The 26,951-nt window shown below is 75.4% G+C and carries 2 protein-coding genes; both read left to right on the top strand.

Annotation, left to right across the window (positions count from 1 at the left end; translation table 11 throughout):
* Positions 1 to 194 precede the first annotated feature (194 nt).
* On the top strand, positions 195 to 15,032 hold the full coding sequence (locus OOK34_RS31930) for a type I polyketide synthase (RefSeq protein ID WP_267037631.1): 14,838 nt from the start codon (positions 195 to 197) through the stop codon (positions 15,030 to 15,032).
* Positions 15,033 to 15,070: 38 nt separating this feature from the next.
* On the top strand, positions 15,071 to 26,929 hold the full coding sequence (locus tag OOK34_RS31925; protein WP_267037630.1) for a type I polyketide synthase: 11,859 nt from the start codon (positions 15,071 to 15,073) through the stop codon (positions 26,927 to 26,929).
* Positions 26,930 to 26,951 lie beyond the last annotated feature (22 nt).

Genomic DNA, 26,951 nt, shown 5'->3' with positions numbered 1-26,951 from the left:
GGTAACCCTTGCTCCGCCCCCTAGCCGCCCCTAGCGATCCGGCAGGCCAGTGACCGGGAACTGTTTTTAGCCGACCTTTAGAGCTGGACGTCAGCGTCTCGACGGTCTGCATGGAATTCCCCCGGTCCTCGGTCCGCCCGCGCGCCCGGCGGATCCCTGAAGACACATCAGGCAAACAGGCGAAGGGGGAGATCGTGGCTGACCCGGTGAATTCGGTACGGCAGACGACGGCGGCTCCGGAGGAGTCCGGCACACCAGGCCGTACCACCGGGCCGATCGCGGTCATCGGCATCTCCTGCCGGTTCCCGCAGGCCGACGGCCCCGCCGCGTACTGGCGGCTGCTGCGCGACGGCACCGACGCCGTCACCGACGCGCCCGAAGCGCGCCGCGACGTCGTCCCGGCAGGGGCCGGTCCGGCCGCCGCCCGCGGCGGCTACCTCGACCGCGTCGACACCTTCGACGCCCGGTTCTTCGGCATCTCGCCGCGCGAGGCCGCCGCCATGGACCCGCAGCAGCGGCTCGTCCTCGAACTCGCCTGGGAGGCCCTGGAGGACGCCGGCATCCGGCCGGGCACCCTCAAGAACAGCGGCACCGGCGTGTTCGTCGGCGCCATCTGGGACGACTACGCCGACCTCGTACGCCGCTCCGGCGGCGCGGGCACCGGGCAGCACACCTTCACCGGGCTCAACCGGGGCGTCATCGCCAACCGGGTCTCGTACACGCTCGGCCTGCACGGACCCAGCCTGACGGTCGACACCGCCCAGTCCTCCTCCCTCGTCGCCGTGCACCTGGCCTGCCAGGCACTGCTCAGCGGGGAGGCCGACCTGGCCATCGCCGGTGGCGTCAACCTGCGCGTCACGCCCGCCAGTTCCGAGATCACCGCCGGGTTCGGTGCCCTGTCGCCCGACGGCCGCTGCCACACCTTCGACGAGCGCGCCAACGGCTTCGTCCGGGGCGAGGGCGGCGGACTCGTCCTGCTCAAGCCCCTCGACCGGGCCCTCGCCGACGGCGACCGCGTCCACTGCGTCCTGCTCGGCAGCGCCGTCAACCACGACGGGGCCACCGACGGCCTCACCGTGCCCAGCCCCACCGCCCAGGCCGACGTCATCCGCCGGGCCCTGGAGGCCGCCGGCACCGACCCCGCCGAGGTCCAGTACGTCGAACTGCACGGCACCGGCACCCCGGTCGGCGACCCCGTCGAGGCCGCCGCGCTCGGCTCCGCCCTCGGCGCGGCCCGCGACGCGGCCGACCCGCTGCCCGTCGGCTCCGCCAAGACCAACATCGGCCACCTCGAAGCCGCCGCGGGCATCGCCGGCCTCATCAAGGCGGCACTCGCCGTCGGCCACCGCGAACTGCCGGCCAGCCTCCACCACCGCACCCCCCACCCCGCCATCGACCTCGACGCGCTGCGGCTGCGGGTGCAGACCGAGGCCGGCCCCTGGCCGCACCCCGCCCGCCCCCTCGTCGCGGGCGTCAGCGCCTTCGGCCTCGGCGGCGCCAACTGCCACGTCGTCCTCGCCGAGGCCCCGGCCCCCGCCGAGACCCCCGCGCCCGCCCCCGCCGCCGGCGGAGACCAGGACTCCGGGACCGGCCGGACGCTGCTCTTCCCGCTCTCCGGCCGCGGCGAGCAGGCCCTGCGTGCCCAGGCCGCCCGGCTCGGCGCGTACGCCGCCACCCACACCGGGACGGCCGCGGACCTCGCGCACGCCCTGGCCGCCACCCGTACCGCCCACGAGGACCGGGCCGTCGTCCTCGCCGAGGACCTCACCGGCCTCACCGCCGGACTCGACGCGCTCGCCGCCGCGGCCGGCTCCCCGCACCTGGTCCGCGGCCGGGCCGGCTCCGGCACCACCGCGTTCCTCTTCTCCGGCCAGGGCAGCCAGCGCCCCGGCATGGGGCGCGAACTGCACTCCGCACAGCCCGCGTTCGCCGCCGCCTTCGACGAGGTGTGCGCCGCCTTCGACGCGCACCTGCCCCGCCCGCTGCGCGAGATCGCCTTCGCCGCCCCGGGCACCGACGAGGCCGCCCTCCTCGACCGCACCGCATGGACCCAGCCCGCGCTGTTCGCCTTCGAGGTCGCCCTCCACCGGTTGCTCGGCCACCTCGGCGTCCGCCCCGACTTCGTCGTCGGCCACTCCATCGGCGAACTCGCCGCCGCGCACGTCGCCGGGATCCTGACCCTGCCCGACGCCGCCGCGCTCGTCGCCGCCCGCGGCCGTCTCATGGACGCCCTCCCCGAGGGCGGCGCGATGGCCGCCCTCCAGGCCGAGGAGGCCGAGGTCGCGCCGCTGCTCGCCGGGCGCACCGACCGGGTGTGCGTGGCCGCCGTCAACGGCCCCCGTTCCGTCGTGGTCTCCGGCGACGAGGACGCCGTCGACGCCCTCACCGCGCACTTCGCCGCGCAGGGCCGCAAGACCAAGCGGCTGCCCGTCAGCCACGCCTTCCACTCCCCGCACATGGACGGCATGCTCGACGCGTTCCGCACCGTCGCAGCCTCCGTCTCCTACGCCCCGGCCCGCATCCCCGTCGTCTCCAACCTGACCGGGCGGATCGTCACCGACGAGGAGATCGGTACCGCCGACTACTGGGTGCGCCACGTCCGCGAGGCCGTCCGCTTCGCCGACGGCATCCGCCACCTCGACGCCGCCGGCGTCACCACGTACGTGGAACTCGGCCCCGACGGCGCCCTGTCCTCCGCCGGACGCGAGTGCGCGGGCGAGGACGCCGCGTTCGTGCCCGTCGCCCGCACCGGCAAGCAGCCCGAGCCGCAGTCGCTCACCACGGCCCTCGCCCGGCTGCACACCCTGGGCGCCGCCCCGGAACTGGACTGGGAGACCCTCCTCGGCACGACCGGCCCGGCTCCCCGGCTGGACCTGCCGACCTACGCCTTCCAGCGCCGCCGCCACTGGATCGACGCGGCGACCGCCGCCCCGGTGGCGGCCCCGGCGTCCGCCCCGGCAGCCGCCTCCGCCTCCGCCGCCGACGACGGCCTGGACGAGGAGACGGACTCCGACGCCGGAGCCCTGCGCGCCCGCCTCACCGCGCTCCCCGCCGCCGACCGCGAGCAGGCCGTCCTCGACCTGCTCCGCGCGGACATCGCGGCCGTCCTGCGCCACGACGACGCCCGCGACATCGACCTGCGCGAGACCTTCCACGAGCTCGGCTTCGACTCCTGGACCGCCGTCGAACTGCGCGACGGCCTCACCCGCAGCACCGGACTGGCCCTGCCCAGCAGCCTGCTGTTCGACTACCCCACGCCCGTCGCCCTCGCCCGCAACCTCGCGGAACGCGCCCTCGGCCACCTCGCCGACCCGGCCGCGACCGCCCGCCGCACCGGCGCCGCGGCCGACGACGAACCGATCGCCGTCGTCGCCATGGCCTGCCGCTTCCCCGGCGGCACCGACTCGCCCGAGGCCCTGTGGGAGGTCCTCGCCGCCGGCCGGGACGTCACCGGACCCTTCCCCACCGACCGCGGCTGGGACCTGGAGGGCCTCTACGACCCCGAGGGCCGGCCGGGCACGCACTACGTGCGGGCGGGCGGCTTCCTCGACGGCGCCACCCTCTTCGACCCCGCCTTCTTCGGCATCTCGCCGCGCGAGGCCGCCGCCATGGACCCGCAGCAGCGGCTGCTGCTGGAGACCTCCTGGGAAGCCCTGGAGCGGGCCGGCTTCGACCCCCTCGCCCTCAAGGGCACGGACACCGGCGTGTTCATCGGCGCGACCTTCCAGGACTACGGCCCGCGCCTGCACGAGGGCACGGAGTCCACCGAGGGCTACCTGATGACCGGCAGCACGCCCAGCGTCGCCTCCGGCCGCATCGCCTACACCCTCGGCCTCGAGGGCCCCGCCGTCACCGTCGACACCGCCTGCTCCTCCTCGCTGGTCGCCCTGCACCTGGCCGCGCAGTCCCTGCGCCAGGGCGAGTGCACCCTCGCCGTGGCGGGCGGCGTCACCGTCATGCCCACCCCCGGCCTCTTCGTCGAACTCACCCGCCAGCGCGCCCTGTCCGCCGACGGCCGCTGCAAGTCCTTCTCCGCCGACGCCGACGGCACCGGCTGGGCCGAGGGCGCGGGCGTCCTGCTGCTGGAGAAGCTCTCCGACGCGCACGCCAACGGCCACCAGGTGCTCGCCGTCATCCGGGGCTCCGCCACCAACCAGGACGGCGCCAGCAACGGCCTGACCGCCCCCAACGGCCCCTCCCAGCAGCGCGTGATCCGCCAGGCCCTGGCCAACGCGGGCGTCACCGCCGACACCGTCGACGCCGTCGAGGCCCACGGCACCGGCACCAAGCTGGGCGACCCCATCGAGGCGCACGCCCTGCTCGCCACCTACGGCCAGGGCCGCGACGAGGACCGGCCGCTGTGGCTCGGCTCCCTGAAGTCCAACACCGGCCACACCCAGCAGGCCGCGGGTGTCGCGGGCGTCATCAAGATGATCCTGGCCCTGCGCCACGGCGTCCTGCCCAAGACCCTGCACGCCGAGGAGCGCTCCCCGCACATCGACTGGTCGGCGGGCTCCGTCGAACTGCTCACCGAGGCCCGTCCGTGGCCCGCTGCCGAGGAGACGGGCCACCCGCGCCGCGCGGGCGTCTCCTCCTTCGGGATCAGCGGTACGAACGCCCACCTCATCCTCGAAGAGGCCCCGGCCCCGGCGTCGGCCCCGGCGTCGGCGTCGCCCGAGCCGGAGCCGGCACCCGCCGTCGCCGGCCCCGTGGCGTGGCTGCTGTCCGCCAAGACCGAGGACGCCCTGCGCGAGCAGGCCGCCCGGCTGCGCACCCATGCGGCCGAGCACCCCGAGACCCCCGCCTCCGCCGTCGCCGCCGCCCTCGCCGGGCACCGCTCGGTCTTCGGCCACCGGGCGGCGGTGCTGGGCTCCTCCAGCGAGGAACTGCTGGCGGGTCTGGAGGCTCCGCTGGTGTCCGGTGTGGCGGACGCGGGCGGCAAGACGGTGTTCGTCTTCCCCGGTCAGGGTTCGCAGTGGGCCGGTATGGGGGTCGAACTCCTCGATTCCTCGCCGGTGTTCGCGGCCCGGTTCGCGCAGGTCGCGGGGGCCGTGGAGGCTCACGTCGACTGGTCCGTGGAGGGTGTGCTGCGGGGGGCCGAGGGTGCTCCGGAGCTGACCCGTATCGAGGTGCTCCAGCCGGTGCTGTTCACCGTGATGGTGTCCCTGGCGGAGCTGTGGCGTGCGGCCGGTGTGGTGCCGGACGCGGTCGTGGGGCATTCGCAGGGCGAGATCGCGGCCGCGGCCGTGTCGGGTGCGCTGTCGCTCGAGGACGCGGCCAAGGTGGTCGTGCTGCGTTCGCAGCTGTTCGCGGACGAGTTGGTGGGCCGTGGCGCGGTGGCTTCGGTGTCGCTGGGTGCGGACGCGGTCCGGGCCCGGATCGCCCCGTACGGGGACGCGCTGTCCATCGCGGGCATCAACGGCCCGGGCACGGTCACCGTCGCCGGTGAGGTCGCTCCTCTGGAGGAACTGGTCGCGGCCCTGGAGGCCGACGGCATCCGGGCCAAGGTCATCCCCTCCACGGTGGCCTCCCACTGCGCCCAGGTCGACCGCCTCAAGGAGCGGATCCTGGACCTGCTGGGCTTCGTGGAGCCGCGGACCGGCTCCGTCCCGCTGTACTCCACCGTCACCGGCGAGGTCCTGGACGGCTCCGAGCTGACCGCCGCCTACTGGTACGAGAACTGCCGGCAGCCCGTCTCCTTCGAGCCCGTCGTCCGCTCCCTCCTGGCGGAGGGCTTCCGGGCGTTCGTGGAGTCCAGCGCCCACCCGGTGCTCACGTACGGGCTGGTGGAGACGGCCGAAGCGGCCGGCGCCGAGATCCTGGCGACGGGCACGCTGCGCCGTGGTGAGGGCGGCCTCGCCCGGTTCACCACCTCGCTCGCCACCGCCTGGACCCGCGGCGTCGACGTCGACTGGAACTCCGTCCTCACCGGCTCCGGCGCCCACGCGGCGACCGAGCTGCCCACCTACCCCTTCCAGCGCGCACGCCACTGGCTCGACGCCCCGGCCACCGGCGGCGCCGACGTGTCCGCGGCGGGCCTCGCCGAGGCGCGGCACCCGCTGCTGGGCGCGTCCGTACGGGTCGCCGACGGCGACCGCTTCCTGCTGACCGGCCGGATCTCCCTGCACAGCCACCCCTGGCTCGCCGACCACGGCGCTCTGGACACCGTCCTGCTGCCGGGCACCGCCTTCGTCGAACTGGCCGTCCGGGCCGGTGACGAGGCCGGCTGCGAGCACCTCGAAGAGCTCACGCTCGAAGCCCCGCTCGTGCTCCCCCCGCGCGGAGCCGTTCAGGTCCAGGCGGTCGTCGGAGCCCCCGACGGCTCCGGCCGCCGCCCCGTCGCCGTCTACGCACGGCCCGACGACGCCGACACGGACGCCGCCTGGACCCGGCACGCCAACGGCTTCCTGGCCCCCACCGCCGCCCCCGCCGGCGCTGTGGACCTGGCCGTCTGGCCGCCGGCCGGTGCGCAGCCCGTCGACATGGAGGGGTTCTACGAGCGGACGGCCGAGGCCGGTTACGCGTACGGGCCCGCCTTCCAGGGCCTGAAGGCCGCCTGGAGCGTGGGCGGGACCGTGTGCGCGGAGGTGGCGCTGGATTCCGCGCAGCGCGAGGAGGCGGCCGCCTTCGGCCTGCACCCCGCCCTCCTCGACGCCGCCCTCCACTCCGAGCAGCTCGTCCGCGCCGCCCGCGGCGAGGACTCCGGCGTCCGGCTGCCCTTCGTGTGGAGCGGCGTGTCCCTCCTCGCCACCGGCGCCACCTCCCTCCGCCTGCGCATGACCCCGCTCGGCACCGACACGGTCGCGCTGGACGTCGCCGACGCCGAGGGCCGCCCCGTGGCCCGCGTCGAGTCGCTCGTACTGCGGCCCGTCGCCGAGGGAGCCCTGCGCGGCGCACACCGCGACGGACTCCACCGCGTCGAGTGGTCGGCGGTTCCCGCGACCGTGGGCGACGTCGCGCTCCCCGACTGGACCGAGCTGGGCGGCGCCGCCTACCCGCGCCTCGCCGACCTCACCGCCGCCCTCGACCAGGGGCTCGCCGTCCCCTCGACGGTCGTCTTCTCCTGCGCACCCGCCACGGGTGCGGACACGGACGAAGCCCGGACCGCCGAAGCCGCCCGTGCGGCGACGGCCGCCGCCCTCGGCCTGGTCCGGGACTGGCTCGCCGAGGACCGGCTGGCCGCCGCCCGGCTGGTGATCGTCACGCGCGGAGCCGTCTCCGTACGCGCCGGCGAGGACGTCACCGACCTCGTGCACGCCCCGCTGTGGGGTCTGGTGCGCTCCGCCCAGACGGAGAACCAGGACCGCTTCGTCCTGGTCGACCTCGACCCGTGGGACAGCGGCAGCACCGACCTGGCCGCCGCGCTCGCCACCGGGGAACCCCAGCTCGCCGTCCGCGACGGCTCCCTGCTCACCCCGCGCCTCGTCCGGGCCACCGAGCCGGCCGCCCGCCGCCCCCTCTGGAAGCCGGAGGGGACGGTGCTGGTCACCGGGGGTACCGGTGCGCTGGGTGCGCTGGTGGCCCGGCATCTGGTGACCGAGCACGGGGTGCGGCACCTGCTGCTGACGGGCCGTCGTGGCCCGGAGGCGCCGGGTGCTCTGGAACTGGCCGACTCCATACGGGAGTTGGGTGCCGGTGTGGAGGTCGTGGCGTGTGACGCGGCGGACCGGGAGGCGCTGGCTTCGCTGCTGGCCGCGATCCCGGCGGACCGTCCCCTGACGGGTGTGGTCCACGCGGCCGGTGTCCTGGACGACGGACTGGTCACCTCGCTCACCGACGAGCGCCTCGAGGCGGTGATGCGTCCCAAGGTGGACGCCGCGTGGAACCTCCACGAGCTGACCCGCGACCTCGACCTCACCGCCCTCGTCTTCTTCTCCTCCATCGCGGGTGTCTTCGGCAACCCCGGCCAGGCCAACTACGCGGCCGCCAACGCCTTCATGGACGCCCTCGCCCACCGCCGGCACGCCCAGGGCCTGCCCGCCACCGCCCTCGCCTGGGGCCTGTGGGAGCAGTCCAGCGGCATGCTCGCCCACCTCAAGGACGGCGACCTCGGCTGGATGACCCGCGCCGGCATCCTGCCGCTGGCCTCCGACCACGCCATCGCACTGCTCGACTCCGCGCTGCGCGCACCCGGCGAACCCCTGCTGGTCCCCGTACGCCTGGACGCGGCGACCCTGCGCACGCGCGCCGCCTCCGGCATGCTGCCCGCACTGCTGCGCTCCCTGGTCCGCACCCCCGCCCGGCGCACCGTCGAGGCGGCCGCCCCGGAGGCCGAGGTCTCCTCGCTGGTCCGCCGCCTCGCCGCCCTCGACGGAGCCGAGCGGGAACGCGAACTCCTCGACCTCGTGCGCGGCCGGGTCGCGGCGGTGCTCGGCCACGCCGACCCCTCCGCGATCCGCCCCGACAAGGCGTTCAAGGAGCTCGGCTTCGACTCCCTCACCGCCGTCGAACTGCGCAACCAGCTCGGCGCCGCCACGGGCCTGCGGCTGCCCGCCACCATCGTCTTCGACCACCCCACGATCACCGCGGCCGCCCGCTTCCTGCTCACCGAGCTGCTCGGCGCACAGGACGGAGCACCGGCCGCCGACACCGACGAACCGGCCGCGGCCGCCGCGGTCGCCCCCGACGAACCGATCGCGATCGTCGGGATGGCCTGCCGCTACCCCGGCGGGGTCGGCTCGCCCGAGGACCTGTGGCGGCTCGTCGCCGAAGGCCGCGACGCCGTCGCCGGATTCCCCACCGACCGCGGCTGGGACCTCGCCACCCTCTTCGACTCCGACCCCGAGCGGCTGGGCACCACCTACGCCCGCGAGGGCGGATTCCTCTACGGAGCGGGCGACTTCGACCCCGTCCTCTTCGGGATCTCGCCGCGCGAAGCCCTCGCCATGGACCCGCAGCAGCGGCTCCTGCTGGAAGCCTCCTGGGAGGTCTTCGAGCGGGCCGGGCTCGACCTCGACACCGTGCGCGGCAGCCGGACCGGCGTCTTCGCCGGAGCCATGCACCACGACTACGCCTTCCGCGTCGAGGAGAACCCGCAGCGCGTCGAGGGATACGGCCTGACCGGCACCCAGGGCAGCGTGGTCTCCGGCCGCGTCGCCTACACCTTCGGGCTGGAGGGCCCGGCCGTCACCGTCGACACCGCCTGCTCCTCCTCACTGGTCGCCCTGCACCTGGCCGCGCAGTCCCTGCGCCAGGGCGAGTGCACGATGGCGCTGGCCGGCGGCGTGGCCGTCATGGCCACCCCCGGCGTGTTCGTCGAGTTCAGCCGCCAGCGCGGCATGGCCGCCGACGGCCGCTGCAAGTCCTTCTCCGCCGACGCCGACGGCACCGGCTGGGCCGAGGGCGTGGGCGTGCTCCTCCTGGAGAAGCTCTCCGACGCCCGCCGCAACGGCCACCGCGTCCTCGCCGTCGTCCGGGGGACGGCCACCAACCAGGACGGCGCCAGCAACGGCCTGACCGCCCCCAACGGCCCCGCCCAGCAGCGCGTGATCCGCCAGGCCCTCGCCAACGCCCGGCTCGCCCCGCAGGACGTGGACGCCGTCGAGGCCCACGGCACCGGCACCACCCTCGGCGACCCCATCGAGGCCCAGGCCCTCCTCGCCGCCTACGGCCAGGACCGGCACGAGGACCGGCCGCTGTGGCTCGGCTCGCTGAAGTCGAACATCGGACACGCCCAGGCCGCCGCCGGCGTCGCGGGCGTCATCAAGATGGTCATGGCCATGCGCGAGGGGGTCCTCCCGAAGACCCTGCACGCCGACGAGCCCACACCCGAGGTGCTCTGGTCCGCGGGCGCCGTGGAGCTGCTCACCGAGGCCGTGGAGTGGCCGCAGACCGGCCGCCCGCGCCGGGCCGGCATCTCCTCGTTCGGCATCAGCGGCACCAACGCCCACGTGATCATCGAGCAGGGGCCGCAGGAGCCCGCGCCCGCCACGGAGCAGCAGCCCGAGCCCGCCCAGCTGCTGCCCTGGGTGGTCTCGGCGCGCAGCGCCGGAGCACTGCGCGGCCAGGCCGCACGGCTGCTGGACCTGGACGGCTCCGTCCCGGCCGCGGACGTCGCCACCGCACTGCTGACCACCCGGTCGCCGCTGGAGCACCGCGCGGTGGTGCTCGCCGAGGACCGGGACGGCTTCGCGGCCGGACTCCGCGCCCTCGCCGAGGGCACGGGCGCGCCCGGCGTGACCCAGGGCCTCACGGGCACCGGCGAGCGGCTCGCCTTCCTGTTCTCGGGTCAGGGCGCGCAGCGGCCGGGGATGGGCCGTGAGCTGTACGAGGCCCAGCCGGTGTTCGCGGCGGCCTTCGACGAGGTGTGCGGACACTTCGACTTCCCGCTGAAGGACCTCGTCTTCGGCGGCGGGGAGGAGGTCCACCGTACGGAGTTCACCCAGCCCGCCCTCTTCGCCATCGAGGTGGCCCTGTACCGCCTGGCCGAGTCTCTGGGTCTGCGCCCCGACTTCGTGGCAGGTCACTCCATCGGCGAGATCGCGGCCGCGCATGTGGCGGGGGCTCTCTCCCTTGCTGACGCGGCCCGTCTGGTCGCGGCGCGTGGTGCTCTGATGGGCGCCCTGCCCGAGGGCGGGGCGATGGTCTCCGTACGGGCCACCGAGGACGAGGTCCGCCCGCTGCTGAGCGGCGATGTCGACATCGCTGCGGTCAACGGCCCGGAGTCCGTGGTGATTTCGGGCGCGGAGGCGACTGTCCTGGAGGTGGCTGCGCAGCTGGCCGAGCAGGGTCACAAGACCAAGCGCCTCACGGTCTCGCACGCTTTCCACTCGCCCCTCATGGAGCCGATGCTGGAGGCCTTCCGCGAGGTCGCGGAATCCCTCACCTACACCGCTCCCGCGATCCCGGTCGTCTCGAACGTGACCGGCGGGCAGATCACCGAGTTCACGGCCGACTACTGGGTGGAGCACGTCCGTGGCGCCGTCCGTTTCGCCGACGGGGTCCGGTACCTCGCCGAGGAGCAGGGTGTGGGCCACTTCCTGGAGCTGGGCCCCCAGGGCGTCCTCGCCGCGATGGCGGGGGAGAGCCTGCCCGAGGCCTTCTCCGGGCTGCTGACCCCCGTCCTGCGCAAGGACCGTCCCGAGCCGGAGGCCTTCCTCGGCGCCCTCGCCGAGGCCTGGACCCGCGGCCTGCCCGTCGACTGGACCCCGCTCCTCGCCGGCCGCCCGGCCCGCCGGGTGGACCTCCCGACGTACGCCTTCGAACACGAGCGGTTCTGGCTCGCCCCCTCCCGCACCTCGAACGGCGCGGCGGCCGGACTCGGCCTCACCTCCGCCGCCCACCCGCTGCTCGGCGCCTCGGTCGACCTGGCCGACGGGGACGGGCTGGTCCTCACCGGCCGGCTGTCCGCCGACACCCTTCCGTGGGCCGTCGACCACGCGGTGGCCGGCACGGTCCTGCTGCCCGGCACCGCCTTCGTGGAACTCGCGCTCCGCGCGGGCGACGAAGCGGGCTGCGGCCGCCTGGAGGAGCTGACCCTGGAAGCCCCGCTCGCGCTCCCGGAGCACGGCGCGGCCCGCCTCCAGATCGCCGTGGGCGCCCCGGACGAGGAGTCGGGCTCCCGCAGCATCGTGATCCACTCGCGGCCGGAAGGCGCCGAGGCGGCCCTGCCGTGGACCCGGCACGCCACCGGTACCCTCACCGCCGCCGGGCCCGCGCCGAGCGGCGCGGAGTTCGCGGTGTGGCCGCCGGCCGGGGCCCGGCCCGTCGACCTGCGCGGGTTCTACGAGGGCCTCGCCGAGGCCGGTTACGCCTACGGGCCCGCCTTCCAGGGCCTCAAGGCCGCCTGGCGGTCCGGCGAGGAGGTCTACGCCGAGGTCGTCCTCGACCCGGACCGGCAGGAGGAGGCCGCCGCCTTCGGCGTGCACCCGGCCCTGCTCGACGCCTCCCTGCACGGCATGCTGCTCGACGTCGCGTCCGGTGCCGACAGCGGTCTGCGGCTGCCCTTCGCCTGGAGCGGGGTGACCGTGCACGCCGAGGGGGCCTCGGCCGTACGGGTCCGCCTGGTGCCCGCGGGCGCCGACGCGGTGGCGGTCACCGTCGTGGACCCGGCCGGGCTGCCGGTCGCGACCATCGACTCCCTCACCCTGCTGCCGGTCTCCCACGACCAGCTGCACCGGGCGAGGTCGGCCGACCAGGACGCCCTGTACCGGGTCGACTGGACGACGGTCACCGCCGCCGACGCACCGCAGCTGAACTGGGCGGTGCTCGGCTCCCCGGCCGACCCCGACGAGGGGGGCCTGCCGGCCCACCCCGACCTCGAGGCGCTGGCCGCCGCCGTCGCGGGCGGCGCCCCCGCCCCCGACGCGGTGCTGCTGCCGGTCGCCCGGACGCGTACCGCCGTACGGGCGGACGGCGTACGGGAGGCCACCGAAGGTCTGCTGAGCACGCTCCAGCACTGGCTCGCCGAGCCCGCGTTCGCCTCGTCCCGCCTGGTCGTGGCGACGCGCGGCGCGGTCGCGGCCCGCCCGGGCGAGGACGTCACCGACCTGACGCACGCCGGGCTGTGGGGCCTGGTGCGCTCCGCGCAGGCCGAGAACCCCGGCCGGCTCGTGCTGATCGACACGGACACCGCCGTCGAGGACGCCCCGGTGATCCCGGCCGTCGCCACCGGCGAGAGCCAGATCGCCGTCCGCGACGGGGAGTTCCTCGTCCCGCGCCTGGCCCGCGCCGACGCGGGGGCCCTGCTCGCCCCGCCGCAGGACGCCCCGTACTGGCGGCTCGACACCACCGGCGGCGGCACCCTGGAGAGCCTGGCCCTCGTCCCGTTCCCGGAGGCGGCCGAGCCGCTGGCCCCCGGCCAGGTGCGGCTCGCGGTCCGTGCCGCCGGTCTGAACTTCCGTGACGTCCTGATGGCGCTCGGCATGTACCCGGACAAGATCGTCCTGGGCAGCGAGGCCTCCGGCGTCGTCACCGAGACGGGCCCGGGCGTCACCCACCTCGCCCCCGGCGACCGGGTGATGGGCATGGTCCCGCACGCGTTCGGCGAGGCGGCCGTCGCCGACGCGCGCATGGTGGCGCGGATGCCCGAGGGCTGGTCCTTCGAGCAGGCCGCCTCCGTGCCCGCGGTGTTCCTGACCGCCTACTACGGGCTGGTCGACCTGGCCGGGCTGAAGGCCGGGGAACGCGTCCTCGTGCACTCGGCGGCCGGCGGCGTGGGCATGGCCGCCGTCCAGCTGGCCCGCCACCTGGGTGCCGAGGTGTTCGGCACGGCCAGCGAGGGCAAGTGGGACGTACTGCGCCGGCAGGTCAGGCTGGAGGGCGCCCACTACGGGTCCTCCCGCTCGACCTCCTTCGAGCAGCGGTTCACGCACGCGACCGGCGGCCGGGGCATGGACGTGGTCCTGGACTGCCTGGCCGGGGAACTGGTCGACGCCTCGCTGAGGCTGCTGCCGCGCGGCGGCCGCTTCATCGAGATGGGCAAGACCGACATCCGCGACCCGCAGGACGTGGCCGACGCCTACCCGGGCGTGCGCTACCAGGCCTTCGACCTGATGGAGGCCGGTCCCGAGCGGATCGGGGAGATGCTGACGGAGCTCGCCCGGCTGTTCGAGGCGGGCGTACTGCGGCCGCTGCCGGTCCGTACGTGGGACATCCGGCGGGCGCCGGAGGCGTTCCGGTTCATGAGCCAGGCCAAGCACGTGGGCAAGATCGTCCTGACGGTCCCGCAGGGCTGGGACCCGGCCGGCACCGTCCTGATCACGGGCGGTACGGGCACCCTGGGCGCGCTGGTCGCCAAGCACCTGGTCACGACGCACGGCGTACGGAACCTGATGCTGGCCGGCCGACGCGGCCCGGACGCCCCCGGGGCAGCCGAACTGGTCGCTGAAATAGCCGAGTTGGGTGCCACGGCCGAGGTGGTGTCCTGCGACGCCGCCGACCGCGACGCACTGGCCGCCCTGCTCGCCGCCGTCCCCGCCGACCGGCCGCTGCGCGGAGTCGTCCACACCGCCGGAGTCGTCGACGACGGCGTCCTGGAGGCCCTGACCCCGGACCGGCTGGCCCGCGTACTGCGGCCCAAGGTCGACGCCGCCGTCAACCTGCACGAACTCACCCACGACCTGGACCTGACCGCCTTCGTCCTCTACTCGTCGGCGGCCGGCGTCCTCGGCAACGCGGGCCAGGCCAACTACGCGGCGGGCAACTCCTTCCTGGACGCCCTCGCCCAGCACCGGCGCGCCCACGGACGGCCGGGCATCTCCCTCGCCTGGGGCCACTGGGCCGAGTCCAGCGGTATGACCGCCGGACTCGACACCACCGACCTCGCCCGCCTCGGCCGGTCCGGCTTCCTGCCCATGACCAACGAGCAGGGCCTGGCCCTCCTCGACGAGTCCCTGCGCCAGGACGAGGCGCTGCTCGCCCCCGTCCGGCTGGACCTGGCCGGCCTGCGCGGGCAGGCCCGCGACGGCTCCCTGCCCGACGTGCTCAAGGGCCTCGTACGCGCCCCGGCACGCCGCATCGCCGGACCGGCCGTCGCCGAGGGCGCCGAGCCGTTGGGCCGGCGGCTCGCCGCCCAGCCGGAATCGGAGCGGGAGCACCTGCTGCTGGAGCTGGTGCGGACCAACGTCGCCACCGTCCTCGGACACGGGGCGCCCGCCGCCGTCGGCGCGGACCGCACCTTCAAGGAACTCGGCTTCGACTCGCTGACCGCCGTCGAGTTCCGCAACCGGCTGGGGGCCGCCACCGGACTGCGGCTGCCCCCCACGCTGATCTTCGACTACCCGACGGCCAGCACGCTCGCCAAGCACCTGCTGAACGAGCTGGTACCCGAGGAGGCCGCCGCCACCCCCGGCGCCGACCTGCTCGCCGAACTCGGCCGCTTCGAAGTGGCCGTGCTCGCCGCCGACCCGGAGGCACCCGGACACGACGAGGTGACCGGCCGCATCGAGGAACTCCTCCAGCGCTGGAAGGCGGCCGCGTCCGCCTCCGCACCGACGGCGTCCGCCGGCGGGGAGGACGTGGCGGACCGGCTCCAGTCGGCCTCGGCCGACGAGGTACTCGACTTCATCCAGAACGAGCTCGGGGTCTCCTGATCCCCGGCGACCGCGAGAACAGGGAAGGACACGCCGCGATGGCGAACGAGGACAAGCTGGTCGAGTCCCTCAAGCGAGTGGCCGCCGAGCTCCACGAGACCCGGCAGCGGCTCAGTGAGGCCGAGAGCCGGGGCAGCGAGCCGATCGCCCTGGTGGGCATGGCCTGCCGCTACCCGGGCGGGGTCCGCTCCCCCGAGGAGTTGTGGCGGCTGGTCGCGGAGGGACGCGACGCGATATCCGGGTTCCCGGCCGACCGGGGCTGGGACCTGGACACCCTCTACCACCCGGACCCCGATCACCCCGGGACCACGTACACCCGCTCCGGCGGCTTCCTGCACGACGCGCCGGAGTTCGACCCCGGCCTGTTCGGCATCTCCCCGCGCGAGGCACTGGCCATGGACCCGCAGCAGCGGGTCCTGCTGGAGACCTCCTGGGAGGCGCTGGAACGGGCCGGGCTCGACCCCGGCACCCTCAAGGGCACCCAGACCGGCGTGTACGTGGGCGCGGCGACGCCCGCCTACATCGTCGGAGGCCACAACACCCAGGGCGGCGCCGAGGGCTACTCCCTCACCGGCACCTCCGGCAGCGTCGTCTCCGGACGGCTCGCCTACCACTACGGCTTCGAGGGCCCGGCCGTCACCGTCGACACCGCCTGCTCCTCCTCGCTGGTCGCCCTGCACCTCGCCGCCCAGGCGCTCCGCAACGGCGAGTGCTCGATGGCGCTCGCCGGCGGCGTGAGCGTCATGTCCGTCCCCGGCCTGTTCGTCGAGTTCAGCCGCCAGCGCGGCCTGTCCGAGGACGGCCGCTGCAAGGCCTTCGCGGCCGCCGCCGACGGCACCGGCTGGGGCGAGGGCGTCGGCGTGATCGTCCTCGAACGGCTCTCCGACGCCCGCCGCAACGGTCACCGCGTCCTCGCCGTCATCCGGGGCTCCGCCACCAACCAGGACGGCGCCAGCAACGGCCTCGCCGCCCCCAACGGCCCCTCCCAGCAGCGCGTCATCCGCCAGGCCCTGGCCAACGCCCGGCTGCGCGGGCGGGACGTCGACGTCGTCGAGGCGCACGGCACCGGCACCACCCTCGGCGACCCGATCGAGGCGCAGGCCGTCATCGCCACCTACGGCCAGGACCGGCCGCAGGACGCCCCGCTGTGGCTGGGCTCGCTGAAGACCAACATCGGACACACCGCCGCGGCCGCCGGCATCGCCGGTGTCATCAAGATGACGATGGCGATCCGCAACGGCGTCCTCCCCAAGACCCTCCACGTCGACGAGCCCACCCCGCACGTCGACTGGTCGGCCGGCGCCGTCGAACTCCTCACCGACGCCCAGGAGTGGCCCGACCGCGAACGCCCCCGCCGGGCCGCCGTCTCCGCCTTCGGCATCAGCGGCACCAACGCCCACCTCATCCTGGAGCAGGCCGCACCCGCCGAGGAGGACGCCCCCGCCGCGGCGGCCGGCCCCGCCCCCTTCACGGCCGAGGCCCCCACGCCCTGGCCGCTCTCCGGCCACAGCGAGGCCGCCCTGCGCGGCCAGGCCGGCCGGCTGCACGCCTTCGCCGCCGGTACGGACGCCGGTACCGACGCCGGCGCGGACGCCCCGCGCCCCGCCGACACCGCCCTCTCCCTCGCCGTCACCCGCTCCGCACTGGCCCACCGCGCGGTCGTCGTCGCCGGCCCGGACACCGGCGCCGACGGCGGAACCGACGCTGGCGCGGACGCCCGGCTGGACGCGCTCGCCCGGCTCGCCGCCGGCGAGAGCGCCGCCCGGCTCGTCGAGGGCACCGCCGACATCGAGGGCAAGACCGCCTTCGTCTTCCCCGGGCAGGGCTCCCAATGGGTGGGCATGGCCGTCGAACTGTACGGCTCCTCCCCGGCGTTCGCCGCCCGCCTCGACGAGTGCGCCGCGGCCCTCGCCCCGTACACCGACTGGTCCCTCCTCGCCGTCCTGCGCCAGGAGGACGGCGCACCCGGCTTCGACCGCGTCGACGTCGTCCAGCCCGTCCTGTGGGCCGTCATGGTCTCCCTCGCCGAGCTGTGGCGGGCGAGCGGCATCGAACCCGCCGCAGTCGTCGGCCACTCCCAGGGAGAGATCGCCGCGGCCGCCGTCTCCGGCGCCCTGTCGCTCCAGGACGCCGCGAAGGTCTCCGCGCTGCGCGCCAAGGCCCTCCTCGCGCTGGCCGGCAAGGGCGGCATGATGTCCGTCGCCGACACCGCCGACGCCGTCGCGGAACGCATCCGCGCCTGGGGCGACCGGCTCGCCGTCGCCGCCGTCAACGGCCCCCGCTCCACCGTCGTCTCCGGCACTCCGCAGGCCCTCGACGAACTGCTCGCCGCCTGTGAGGCCGACGGCGTCCGCGCCCGCCGCGTCAACGTCGACTACGCCTCCCACGGCCCCCAGGTCGAAGAGATCCGCGAAGCCGTCATCGGCGCCCTCGCCGGCATCACCCCGCGCAAGACCCGCGTGCCGTTCCTCTCCACGGTCACCGGACGGCCCGTCGACGGCACCGAACTCGACGCCGAGTACTGGTACACCAACCTGCGCCGGACCGTGCGCTTCGAGGACGGCATCCGCGCCCTCCTCGAACGCGGCCACGGCTTCTTCATCGAGGTCAGCGCCCACCCGGTGCTCACCGTCGGCGTCCAGGAGACCATCGACGCGGCCGGCGTGCCCGCCGTCGCCCTCGGCTCCCTGCGCCGCGACGAGGGCGGCCCGCAGCGCTTCCTCACCTCCCTCGCCGAGGCCTGGACCCGGGGCGCCTCCCCCGACTGGCCCGCCGTGCTCGCCGGACACGCCCCCCGTACGGCCGACCTGCCCACGTACGCCTTCCAGCGCCGCCGGTACTGGGCCGAGGCGGCGGCCGGCGGCGCCGACGTGTCCGCCGCGGGACTGGCCGACGCCGGACACCCGCTGCTGGGCGCGTCCGTACGCGCCGCCGACGGCGACCGCTTCCTGCTCACCGGCCGGATCTCCCTGCACAGCCACCCCTGGCTCGCCGACCACGCCGTCGGTGACACCGTCCTCCTGCCCGGCACCGCCTTCGTCGAACTCGCCGTCCGCGCGGGCGACGAGGCGGGCTGCGGACAGCTGCGCGAGCTCACCCTGGAGACCCCCCTCGCCCTGCCCGCGACCGGCACCGTCCAGCTCCAGCTCGTGGTCGCGGAACCCGCCGCCGACGGCAGCCGCCCGGTGGCCGTCCACGCACGGCCCGACGACTCCGGCGCGGACACCCCCTGGACCCGGCACGCCACCGGCGTCGTCGCCCCCGCCGCCGCCCCCGCCGGCGCCGTGGACCTGGCCGTCTGGCCGCCGGCCGGTGCGCAGCCGGTCGACATCGGGGGGTTCTACGAGCGGACGGCCGAGGCCGGTTACGCGTACGGGCCCGCCTTCCAGGGCCTGAAGGCCGCCTGGAGCGCGGGCGGGACCGTGTACGCGGAGGTGGCGCTGGATTCCGCGCAGCGCGAGGAGGCGGCCGCCTACGGCCTGCACCCCGCCCTCCTCGACGCCGCCCTGCACGCCACCCTCCTCGGGACCGACACCGCTTTCGACGGCGTCCGGCTGCCCTTCGCGTGGAGCGGAGTGCGCCTGCACGCCACCGGAGCGCCCGCCCTGCGGGTCCGCATCACCCCGGCCGCCACCGGCGAACTCGCCGTGGACCTCGCCGACCCCGAGGGCCGGCCCGTCGCCACCGTGGACGCCCTCAGCCTGCTGTCCGTCACCCCCGACCGCCTCCAGGGCGCCCGCACGGACACCCTGCACCGCGTCACCTGGAACGACGTCCCGCTGCCCGCCGACGCGCCCGCCGGCGGCTGGGCCGAGCTCGGCGGCACCGACTTCCCCGACCTCGGCGCGCTGACCGCCGCCCTCGACGCCGGAACCGCCGCCCCCACCCACGTCCTCCTCACCCACCCGGGCCCTGACACCACCGGCCCCGACGCGGACTCCGGCTCCGGTGACGACCCGGCCCGCGCAGCCCGCGCCGCCACGGCCGCGCTCCTGGCCACCCTCCGTGACTGGCTGGCCGACGAACGCCTCGCCGCCCTGCGCCTGGTCGTCACCACCACCGGCGCGGTCCGCACCGGACCCGGCGACCCCGCGCCCGACCTGACCCTCGCCCCCCTGTGGGGCCTGGTCCGCTCGGCGCAGGCCGAACACCCCGACCGCATCCAGCTCGCCGACCTCGACGGCACCGACGCCTCCCGCGCCGCCCTGGAACGGGCCGTCGCCACCGGCGAACCCCAGCTCGCCCTGCGCACGGGCACCGCCCTCGCCCCGCGCCTGGTCCGCGCCACCGCCGCACCCACCGGGGACACCCCCTGGAACCCGGAGGGGACGGTGCTGGTCACCGGGGGTACCGGTGCGCTGGGTGCGCTGGTGGCCCGGCATCTGGTGACCGAGCACGGGGTGCGGCACCTGCTGCTGACGGGCCGTCGTGGCCCGGAGGCGCCGGGTGCTCTGGAACTGGCCGACTCCATACGAGAGTTGGGTGCCGGTGTGGAGGTCGTGGCGTGTGACGCTGCGGACCGGGAGGCGCTGGCTTCGCTGCTGGCCGCGATCCCGGCGGACCGTCCCCTGACGGGTGTGGTCCACGCGGCCGGTGTCCTGGACGACGGTCTGATCGCCTCGCTGACGGACGAGCGTCTGGACGCGGTGATGCGTCCCAAGGTGGACGCCGCGTGGAACCTCCACGAGCTGACCCGCGACCTCGACCTCACCGCCCTCGTCTTCTTCTCCTCCGCCGCGGGTGTCTTCGGCAACCCCGGCCAGGCCAACTACGCGGCCGCCAACGCCTTCATGGACGCCCTCGCCGCCCACCGCCAGGACCAGGGCCTGCCGGCCCGCTCCCTCGCCTGGGGCCTGTGGGAGACCAGCGGCCTCACCGGTCACCTCACCGACGGCGACCTCGGCTGGGCCTCCCGCGCCGGCATCCTCCCGCTCAGCGCGGCCCAGGGCCTCGCCGCCCTCGACGCGGCCGTCGCCGACACCGACACCGATACCGACACCGAACCTGTCCTGGTCCCCGTACGCCTGGACGCGGCGACCCTGCGCACGCGCGCCGCCGCCGGGCTGCTGCCCGCACTGCTGCGCTCCCTCGTCCGCACCCCCGCCCGGCGCGCCGTCGAAACCGGCTCCGACGCCGAGGCCTCCTCCCTCGCCCGGCGGCTCGCCCCGCTCGGCGAGAGCGAACGCGAACGCGAACTCCTCGGCCTCGTCAGCGGCCAGGTCGCCGCCGTGCTCGGCCATGCCGACCCCTCCGCGATCCGCCCCGAGGTGGCCTTCAAGGAACTCGGCTTCGACTCCCTCACCGCCGTCGAACTGCGCAACCGGCTGAACGCCGCCACCGGCCTGAAACTCCCCGCCACGCTCATCTTCGACCACCCCACCCCGGCCGCCCTGGCCCGTCACGTCCTCTCCGGGATCCTCACCCCCGCCACCACCACCCCCGCCCCGGCCACCCCGGCGCCCGCCCACGCCCCCGACGAGCCGATCGCGATCGTCGGCATGGCCTGCCGCTACCCCGGCGGCGTCGGCTCGCCCGAGGACCTGTGGCGGCTCGTCACCGAAGGCCGCGACGCCGTCGCCGGATTCCCCACCGACCGCGGCTGGGACCTCGACGCCCTCTACGACCCCGAGGGACGCCGCCCCGGCACCTCGTACACCCGCAACGGCGGGTTCCTCTACGACGCCGCCGACTTCGACCCCGAACTCTTCGGGATCTCGCCGCGCGAGGCCGTCACCATGGACCCGCAGCAGCGGCTCCTCCTCGAAGCCTCCTGGGAGGCCTTCGAACGCGCCGGACTCGACCCGGCGGAACGCAAGGGCACGCGCACCGGCGTCTTCGCCGGCGTCATGTACCACGACTACGCCAGCCACGTGGAGCGCGCCGCCGACAGCGCCGAGGGCTACCTGCTCACCGGCACCTCCGGCAGCGTCGTCTCCGGCCGCCTCTCGTACGCCTTCGGGCTGGAGGGCCCGGCCGTCACCGTCGACACCGCCTGCTCCTCCTCGCTGGTCGCCCTGCACCTGGCCGCCCAGGCCCTGCGGGCCGGCGAGTGCACCATGGCGCTGGCCGGCGGCGTCACCGTCATGGCCACCCCCAGCGTGTTCGTCGAGTTCAGCAAGCAGCGCGGACTGTCCGCCGACGGCCGCTGCAAGTCCTTCTCCGCCGCCGCCGACGGAGCCGGCTGGTCCGAAGGCGCCGGCGTGCTCCTCCTGGAGAAGCTCTCCGACGCCCAGGCCAACGGCCACCGGGTCCTCGCCGTACTGCGCGGCTCGGCCGTCAACCAGGACGGCGCCAGCAACGGACTGACCGCCCCCAACGGCCCCTCCCAGCAGCGGGTCATCGAACAGGCCCTCGCCAACGCCCGGCTGACCACGCACGACGTCGACGCGGTCGAGGCCCACGGCACCGGCACCACCCTCGGCGACCCCATCGAGGCCCAGGCCCTGCTCGCCACCTACGGCCAGGACCGGCCCGAGGACCGGCCGCTGTGGCTCGGCTCCGTCAAATCCAACATCGGACACGCCCAGGCCGCCGCCGGCGTCGCCGGCGTCATCAAGATGGTCATGGCCCTGCGCGAAGGGATCCTGCCCAAGACCCTGCACGTCGACGAGCCGTCGGCCCACGTGGACTGGTCGGCGGGCGCGGTGGAACTCCTGACCGAGTCCGTGGAATGGCCGCAGACCGGCCGCCCGCGCCGCGCGGGCGTCTCCTCCTTCGGAGCCAGCGGCACCAACGCCCACGTCGTCCTGGAGCAGGCGCCCGCGACGGCGCCCGCCCTCGCCGCCCCCGACACGGACGGCGGCCCGGTCACGTGGACCGTCTCCGGCCGCGGCCCCGAGGCCCTGCGCGCCCAGGCGGCACGGCTCGCCGCGTACGCCCGTACCCACACCGGCCTGGACCCGCGCGCCGTCGCGCACTCCCTCGCCACCACCCGCTCCGCGCTCGAACACCGCGGCGCGGTGACCGCCACCGGCCTGGACGGCCTGCTGGCCGGACTCGACGCCCTGACCGAGGCCACCAAGGCCCCGGTCCAGCCCGGGAAGCTGGCCTTCCTGTTCTCGGGTCAGGGTGCGCAGCGGCCGGGGATGGGGCGTGAGTTGTACGAGGCGCAGCCGGTGTTCGCGGCGGCGTTCGACGAGGTGTGCGGACACTTCGACTTCCCGCTGAAGGACCTCGTGTTCGGGGGTGGGGAGGAGATCGACCGTACGGAGTTCACCCAGCCCGCCCTCTTCGCGATCGAGGTGGCGCTGTACCGCCTGGCCGAGTCCTACGGAATCCGCCCCGACTTCGTGGCCGGTCACTCCATCGGTGAGATCGCGGCCGCGCACGTCGCCGGGGTCCTCTCCCTCGCTGACGCGGCTCGTCTGGTGGCGGCCCGTGGTGCCCTGATGGGCGCCCTGCCCGAGGGCGGTGCGATGGTCTCCGTACGGGCCACCGAGGACGAGGTGCGCCCGCTGCTGTCGGCCGATGTCGACATCGCGGCGGTCAACGGGCCTTCCTCCCTGGTGATTTCGGGCGCCGAGCAGGCTGTCCTGGAGGTGGCCGCCAAGCTGGCCGAGCAGGGTCGCAAGACCAAGCGCCTCACGGTCTCGCACGCTTTCCACTCGCCCCTTATGGAGCCGATGCTGGAGGCCTTCCGCGAGGTCGCGGAGGGGTTGAGTTACGGGACCCCCGCGATTCCGGTCGTCTCCAATGTGACCGGCGAGGAGATCACGGAGTTCACGGCCGCCTACTGGGTGGAGCACGTCCGGGGTGCGGTCCGTTTCGCCGACGGGGTCCGGTACCTCGCCGAGCAGCAGGGCGTGGGCCACTTCCTGGAGCTGGGCCCCCAGGGCGTCCTCGCCGCGATGGCGGGGGAGTCGCTTCCCGAGGCCTTCTCCGGGCTGCTGACCCCCGTCCTGCGCAAGGACCGCCCCGAGCCCGAGGCCTTCCTCGGCGCCCTCGCCGAGGCCTGGACCCGCGGCCTGCCCGTCGACCGGGCGGCCCTGGCCGGCGGTACGGCGGCGGCCCCGGCCGCCGTGGACCTGCCCACGTACGCCTTCCAGCGCAGCCGCTACTGGCCGCGCCCCGCCGCCTCCGCCTCCGCGGACGTCCTCGCGGCCGGACTCGGCGCTGCCGGACATCCGCTGCTCGGCGCCACCGTGACGCCCGCCGACGGAGGGCAGCTGCTGCTCACCGGGCGGCTCTCCCTGCACAGCCACCCCTGGCTCGCCGACCACGCGGTGGCCGGCACGGTCCTGCTGCCCGGCACCGCCTTCGTGGAACTCGCGCTCCGCGCGGGCGACGAAGCGGGCTGCGGCGAGCTGGAGGAGCTCACCATCGAGACGCCCCTGGTCATCCCCGACCGGGGTGGCGTCCTGCTCCAGGTGCTCGTCGGTGCCGTGGACGAGGACGGCGGCCGGCCGGTGAGCGTCCACTCGCGTCCCGAGGACGCCGACGCGGTCTGGACCCGGCACGCCGCCGGACGGCTTGCCCCTGCCCCCGAAACGGCCCCCGAACCCCTGTCCGACCTGGCCGTATGGCCTCCGGCGGACGCCGAGCCGGTCGATCTCGACGGGTTCTATGAGGGGCTCGCCGCAGCCGGTTACGGGTACGGGCAGGCCTTCCAGGGGTTGGCCCGGGCCTGGCGTCGGAGCGACGGTGACGTGGTGTTCGCCGAGGTGGGGCTGCCCGATGCGCAGCAGGATGAGGCGGGCTGGTTTGCACTGCATCCGGCCCTGCTCGACGCTGCGCTGCACGGGCTCGCTGTCGCCGGGCCGGCCACGGACGCGGGGCAGGTTCGCCTGCCCTTCGCCTGGAGCGGTGTGCGTCTGCACGCCGTGGGCGCGTCCAGGCTGAGGGTGCGGCTGACGCCGGCCGGCCCGGATTCCCTCTCGCTCGACATCGCGGACCCGGCCGGCAACCCGGTCGTCTCCGTCGCCTCGCTGGCGACCCGTACGGTCGCCGCCGAGCAGCTGACCGCCGCCGTGGCGGGTGCCGGTCACTCCGACGCCCTGTACCGGCTCGACTGGACCGCCGCTCCGCCGGCCGCCGGCACCGCCGGTGGGCCGCGGGTGGCGATCGGCGGTGCGGGTGCGGACCACGCGGACCTCGCTTCCCTGCGGGCCGCCCTCGACGAGGGCGCGCCGGTCCCCGCCGCGGTCCTCCTGCACGCCGGATCCCTGGCCGTCGCCCCGGCCGGAGGACTGGCCGGAGCCGCGCACGGGACCACCGCCGCGCTGCTCGACACCCTGCAGACCTGGCTGGCCGACGAGCGCCTCGGGGCGACCCGGCTGGTCGTCGTCACGCGCGGTGCGGTGGCCGTACTGCCCGGCGAGGACGTCACGGACCTGGCGCAGGCCCCCCTGTGGGGTCTGGTGCGGGCCGCGCAGGCCGAGAACCCCGGCCGCTTCGTCCTCCTCGACACTGACCCCGACACCGAGACCGACCCCGGCACCGGACTGGCCTTCCCCGACGCGGTGTTCACCGGGGACGAGCCGCAGGCAGCGCTCCGCGACGGCGCGCTGCTCGTACCGCGCCTGGTCCGGGCCGCCGGAGCATCCGCCGCGGGCGGCGCCCCGGTCCTGCCCGCCGGCTCCTCCTGGATCCTCAACAGCACCAAGGCCGGGACGCTCGACAGCCTGGGCTTCGTCCCGTCCCCGGCCGCCGGGATGGAGCTGGCCGAGGGCGAGATCCGTGTCGCGGTCCGCGCCGCGGGCCTGAACTTCCGCGACGTGATGATCGCGCTCGGTATGTACCCGGGTCTGGCCCGTATGGGCAACGAGGGCGCCGGCATCGTCACCGAGGTGGGCCCCGGGGTCACCGGCGTCGAGGTCGGGGACAAGGTCACCGGTCTCATCCGGGGCGCGTTCGGCCCCGTCGCGGTCGTCGACCACCGCCTGGTGGTCCGCATCCCCGACGGCTGGACCTTCGAGCAGGCCGCCGCGATCCCGACCGTGTTCCTCACCGCCTACTACGGGCTCGTCGACCTGGCGGGCCTGAAGGCCGGCGAGCGGGTCCTCGTCCACGCCACCGCCGGAGGCGTCGGCATGGCCGCCGTGCAGCTCATCCGCCACCTGGGTGCCGAGGTGTTCGGTACGGCCAGCGAGGGCAAGTGGGACGTGCTGCGCGAACTCGGGCTGGACGAGGCGCACATCGCCTCCTCCCGTGACGCCTCCTTCGAGGAGCGCTTCTCCGCCGCCACCGGCGGCGAGGGCGTCGACGTCGTCCTGGACTGCCTGGCCGGGGAACTGGTGGACGCCTCGCTGCGGCTGCTGCCGCGCGGCGGCCGCTTCCTCGAGATGGGCAAGACGGACGTACGCGACCCCGAAGAGGTCGCCCGGCTCCACCCCGGAGTGACGTACCAGGCCTTCGACATGGTCGAGGGTGCGGGTCCGGAGCGGATCGGGGAGATGCTCGCCGAGCTGGGCCGGCTGTTCGAGGCGGGCGTGCTGCGGCCGCTGCCGGTCCGTGCGTGGGACATCCGGCGGGCCCCGGAGGCCTTCCGGTTCATGAGCCAGGCCAAGCACGTGGGCAAGATCGTCCTGACGGTCCCGCAGGGCTGGGACCCGGCCGGCACCGTCCTGATCACGGGCGGTACGGGCACTCTGGGCGCGCTGGTCGCCAAGCACCTGGTCACCGAGCACGGCGTACGGAACCTGCTGCTGGCCGGCCGACGCGGCCCGGACGCCCCCGGGGCCGCCGAACTGGTCGCCGAGATAGCCGAGTTGGGTGCTACGGCCGAGGTGGTGGCCTGCGACGCCGCCGACCGCGACGCGCTGGCCGCCCTCCTCGCCGCCGTCCCCGCCGACCGGCCGCTGCGCGGCGTCGTCCACACCGCCGGAATCGTGGACGACGGAGTCCTCGGCTCGCTCGACGCCGACCGGCTGGCCCGCGTACTGCGGCCCAAGGTCGACGCCGCCGTCAACCTGCACGAACTCACCCGCGACCTGGACCTGACCGCCTTCGTCCTGTACTCCTCCGTGGCCGGCGTCATGGGCGGCCCCGGCCAGGGCAACTACGCCGCAGCCAACGCCTTCCTGGACGCCCTCGCCCAGCACCGGCGCGCCCAGGGCCTGCCGGGCGTCTCCCTCGCCTGGGGCCAGTGGGCCGAGTCCAGCGGCATGACCGCCGGACTCGACACCGCCGACCTCGCGCGGATGAGCCGCAGCGGCGTCCTGCCGCTCGCCACCGAACAGGGCCTGGCCCTGTTCGACGAAGCGGCACGCCACGACGAGGCCCTGCTGGCCGCCGTACGCCTGGACACCACGGCGCTGCGCGGCCAGGCCGACGCGGGCCGGCTGCCCGGTGTGCTCAAGGGGCTCGTACGGGCCTCCGTACGCCGGGCCGCGGGCGAGGCGGCCGCCGCCCCGGGGGCCTCGGCCCTCGCGGAGCGGCTGTCCCGCCTCACCGGCGCCGAACGCGCCGAAGCCCTCCTCGACCTGGTCCGCAGCCAGGTGGCCACCGTCCTCGCCCACCCCAACCCGGCGGCCATCGACACCGAACGCGGTTTCCTCGACCTCGGATTCGACTCGCTGACGGCCGTGGAACTGCGCAACGGACTCGGCGCGGCCACCGGTCTCCGGCTCCCGACCACGCTGATCTTCGACTATCCGTCGCCCGCCGCCCTCGCCGGTTTCCTGCACACGGAACTGGACCCGGGCGAGGGCTCCCGGGAGGCCGCGGTGCTCGACGCCATGGCCGGCTGGGAGGCGGCCGTCGCCGCGCTGCCGGAGGGCAGCGACGGCAGGGAACGCGCCGTCAACCGGCTCCGCTCGATCCTGTGGAAGCTCGAGCAGACCGACACCGAGACCGACACCGACGACGAAGCACAGACCTCCGACGGGACCGCGGAGATCACCTCGGCGAGCGACGACGAGATGTTCGCCCTCATCGAGAAGGAACTCGGTCTCAGCTGATCCCCGACCCGTCGTCCTGACC

The sequence above is a fragment of the Streptomyces sp. NBC_00091 genome (genome assembly GCF_026343185.1).
Lineage (GTDB): Bacteria > Actinomycetota > Actinomycetes > Streptomycetales > Streptomycetaceae > Streptomyces.
This window is presented reverse-complemented; position numbering and strand designations above follow the sequence as displayed.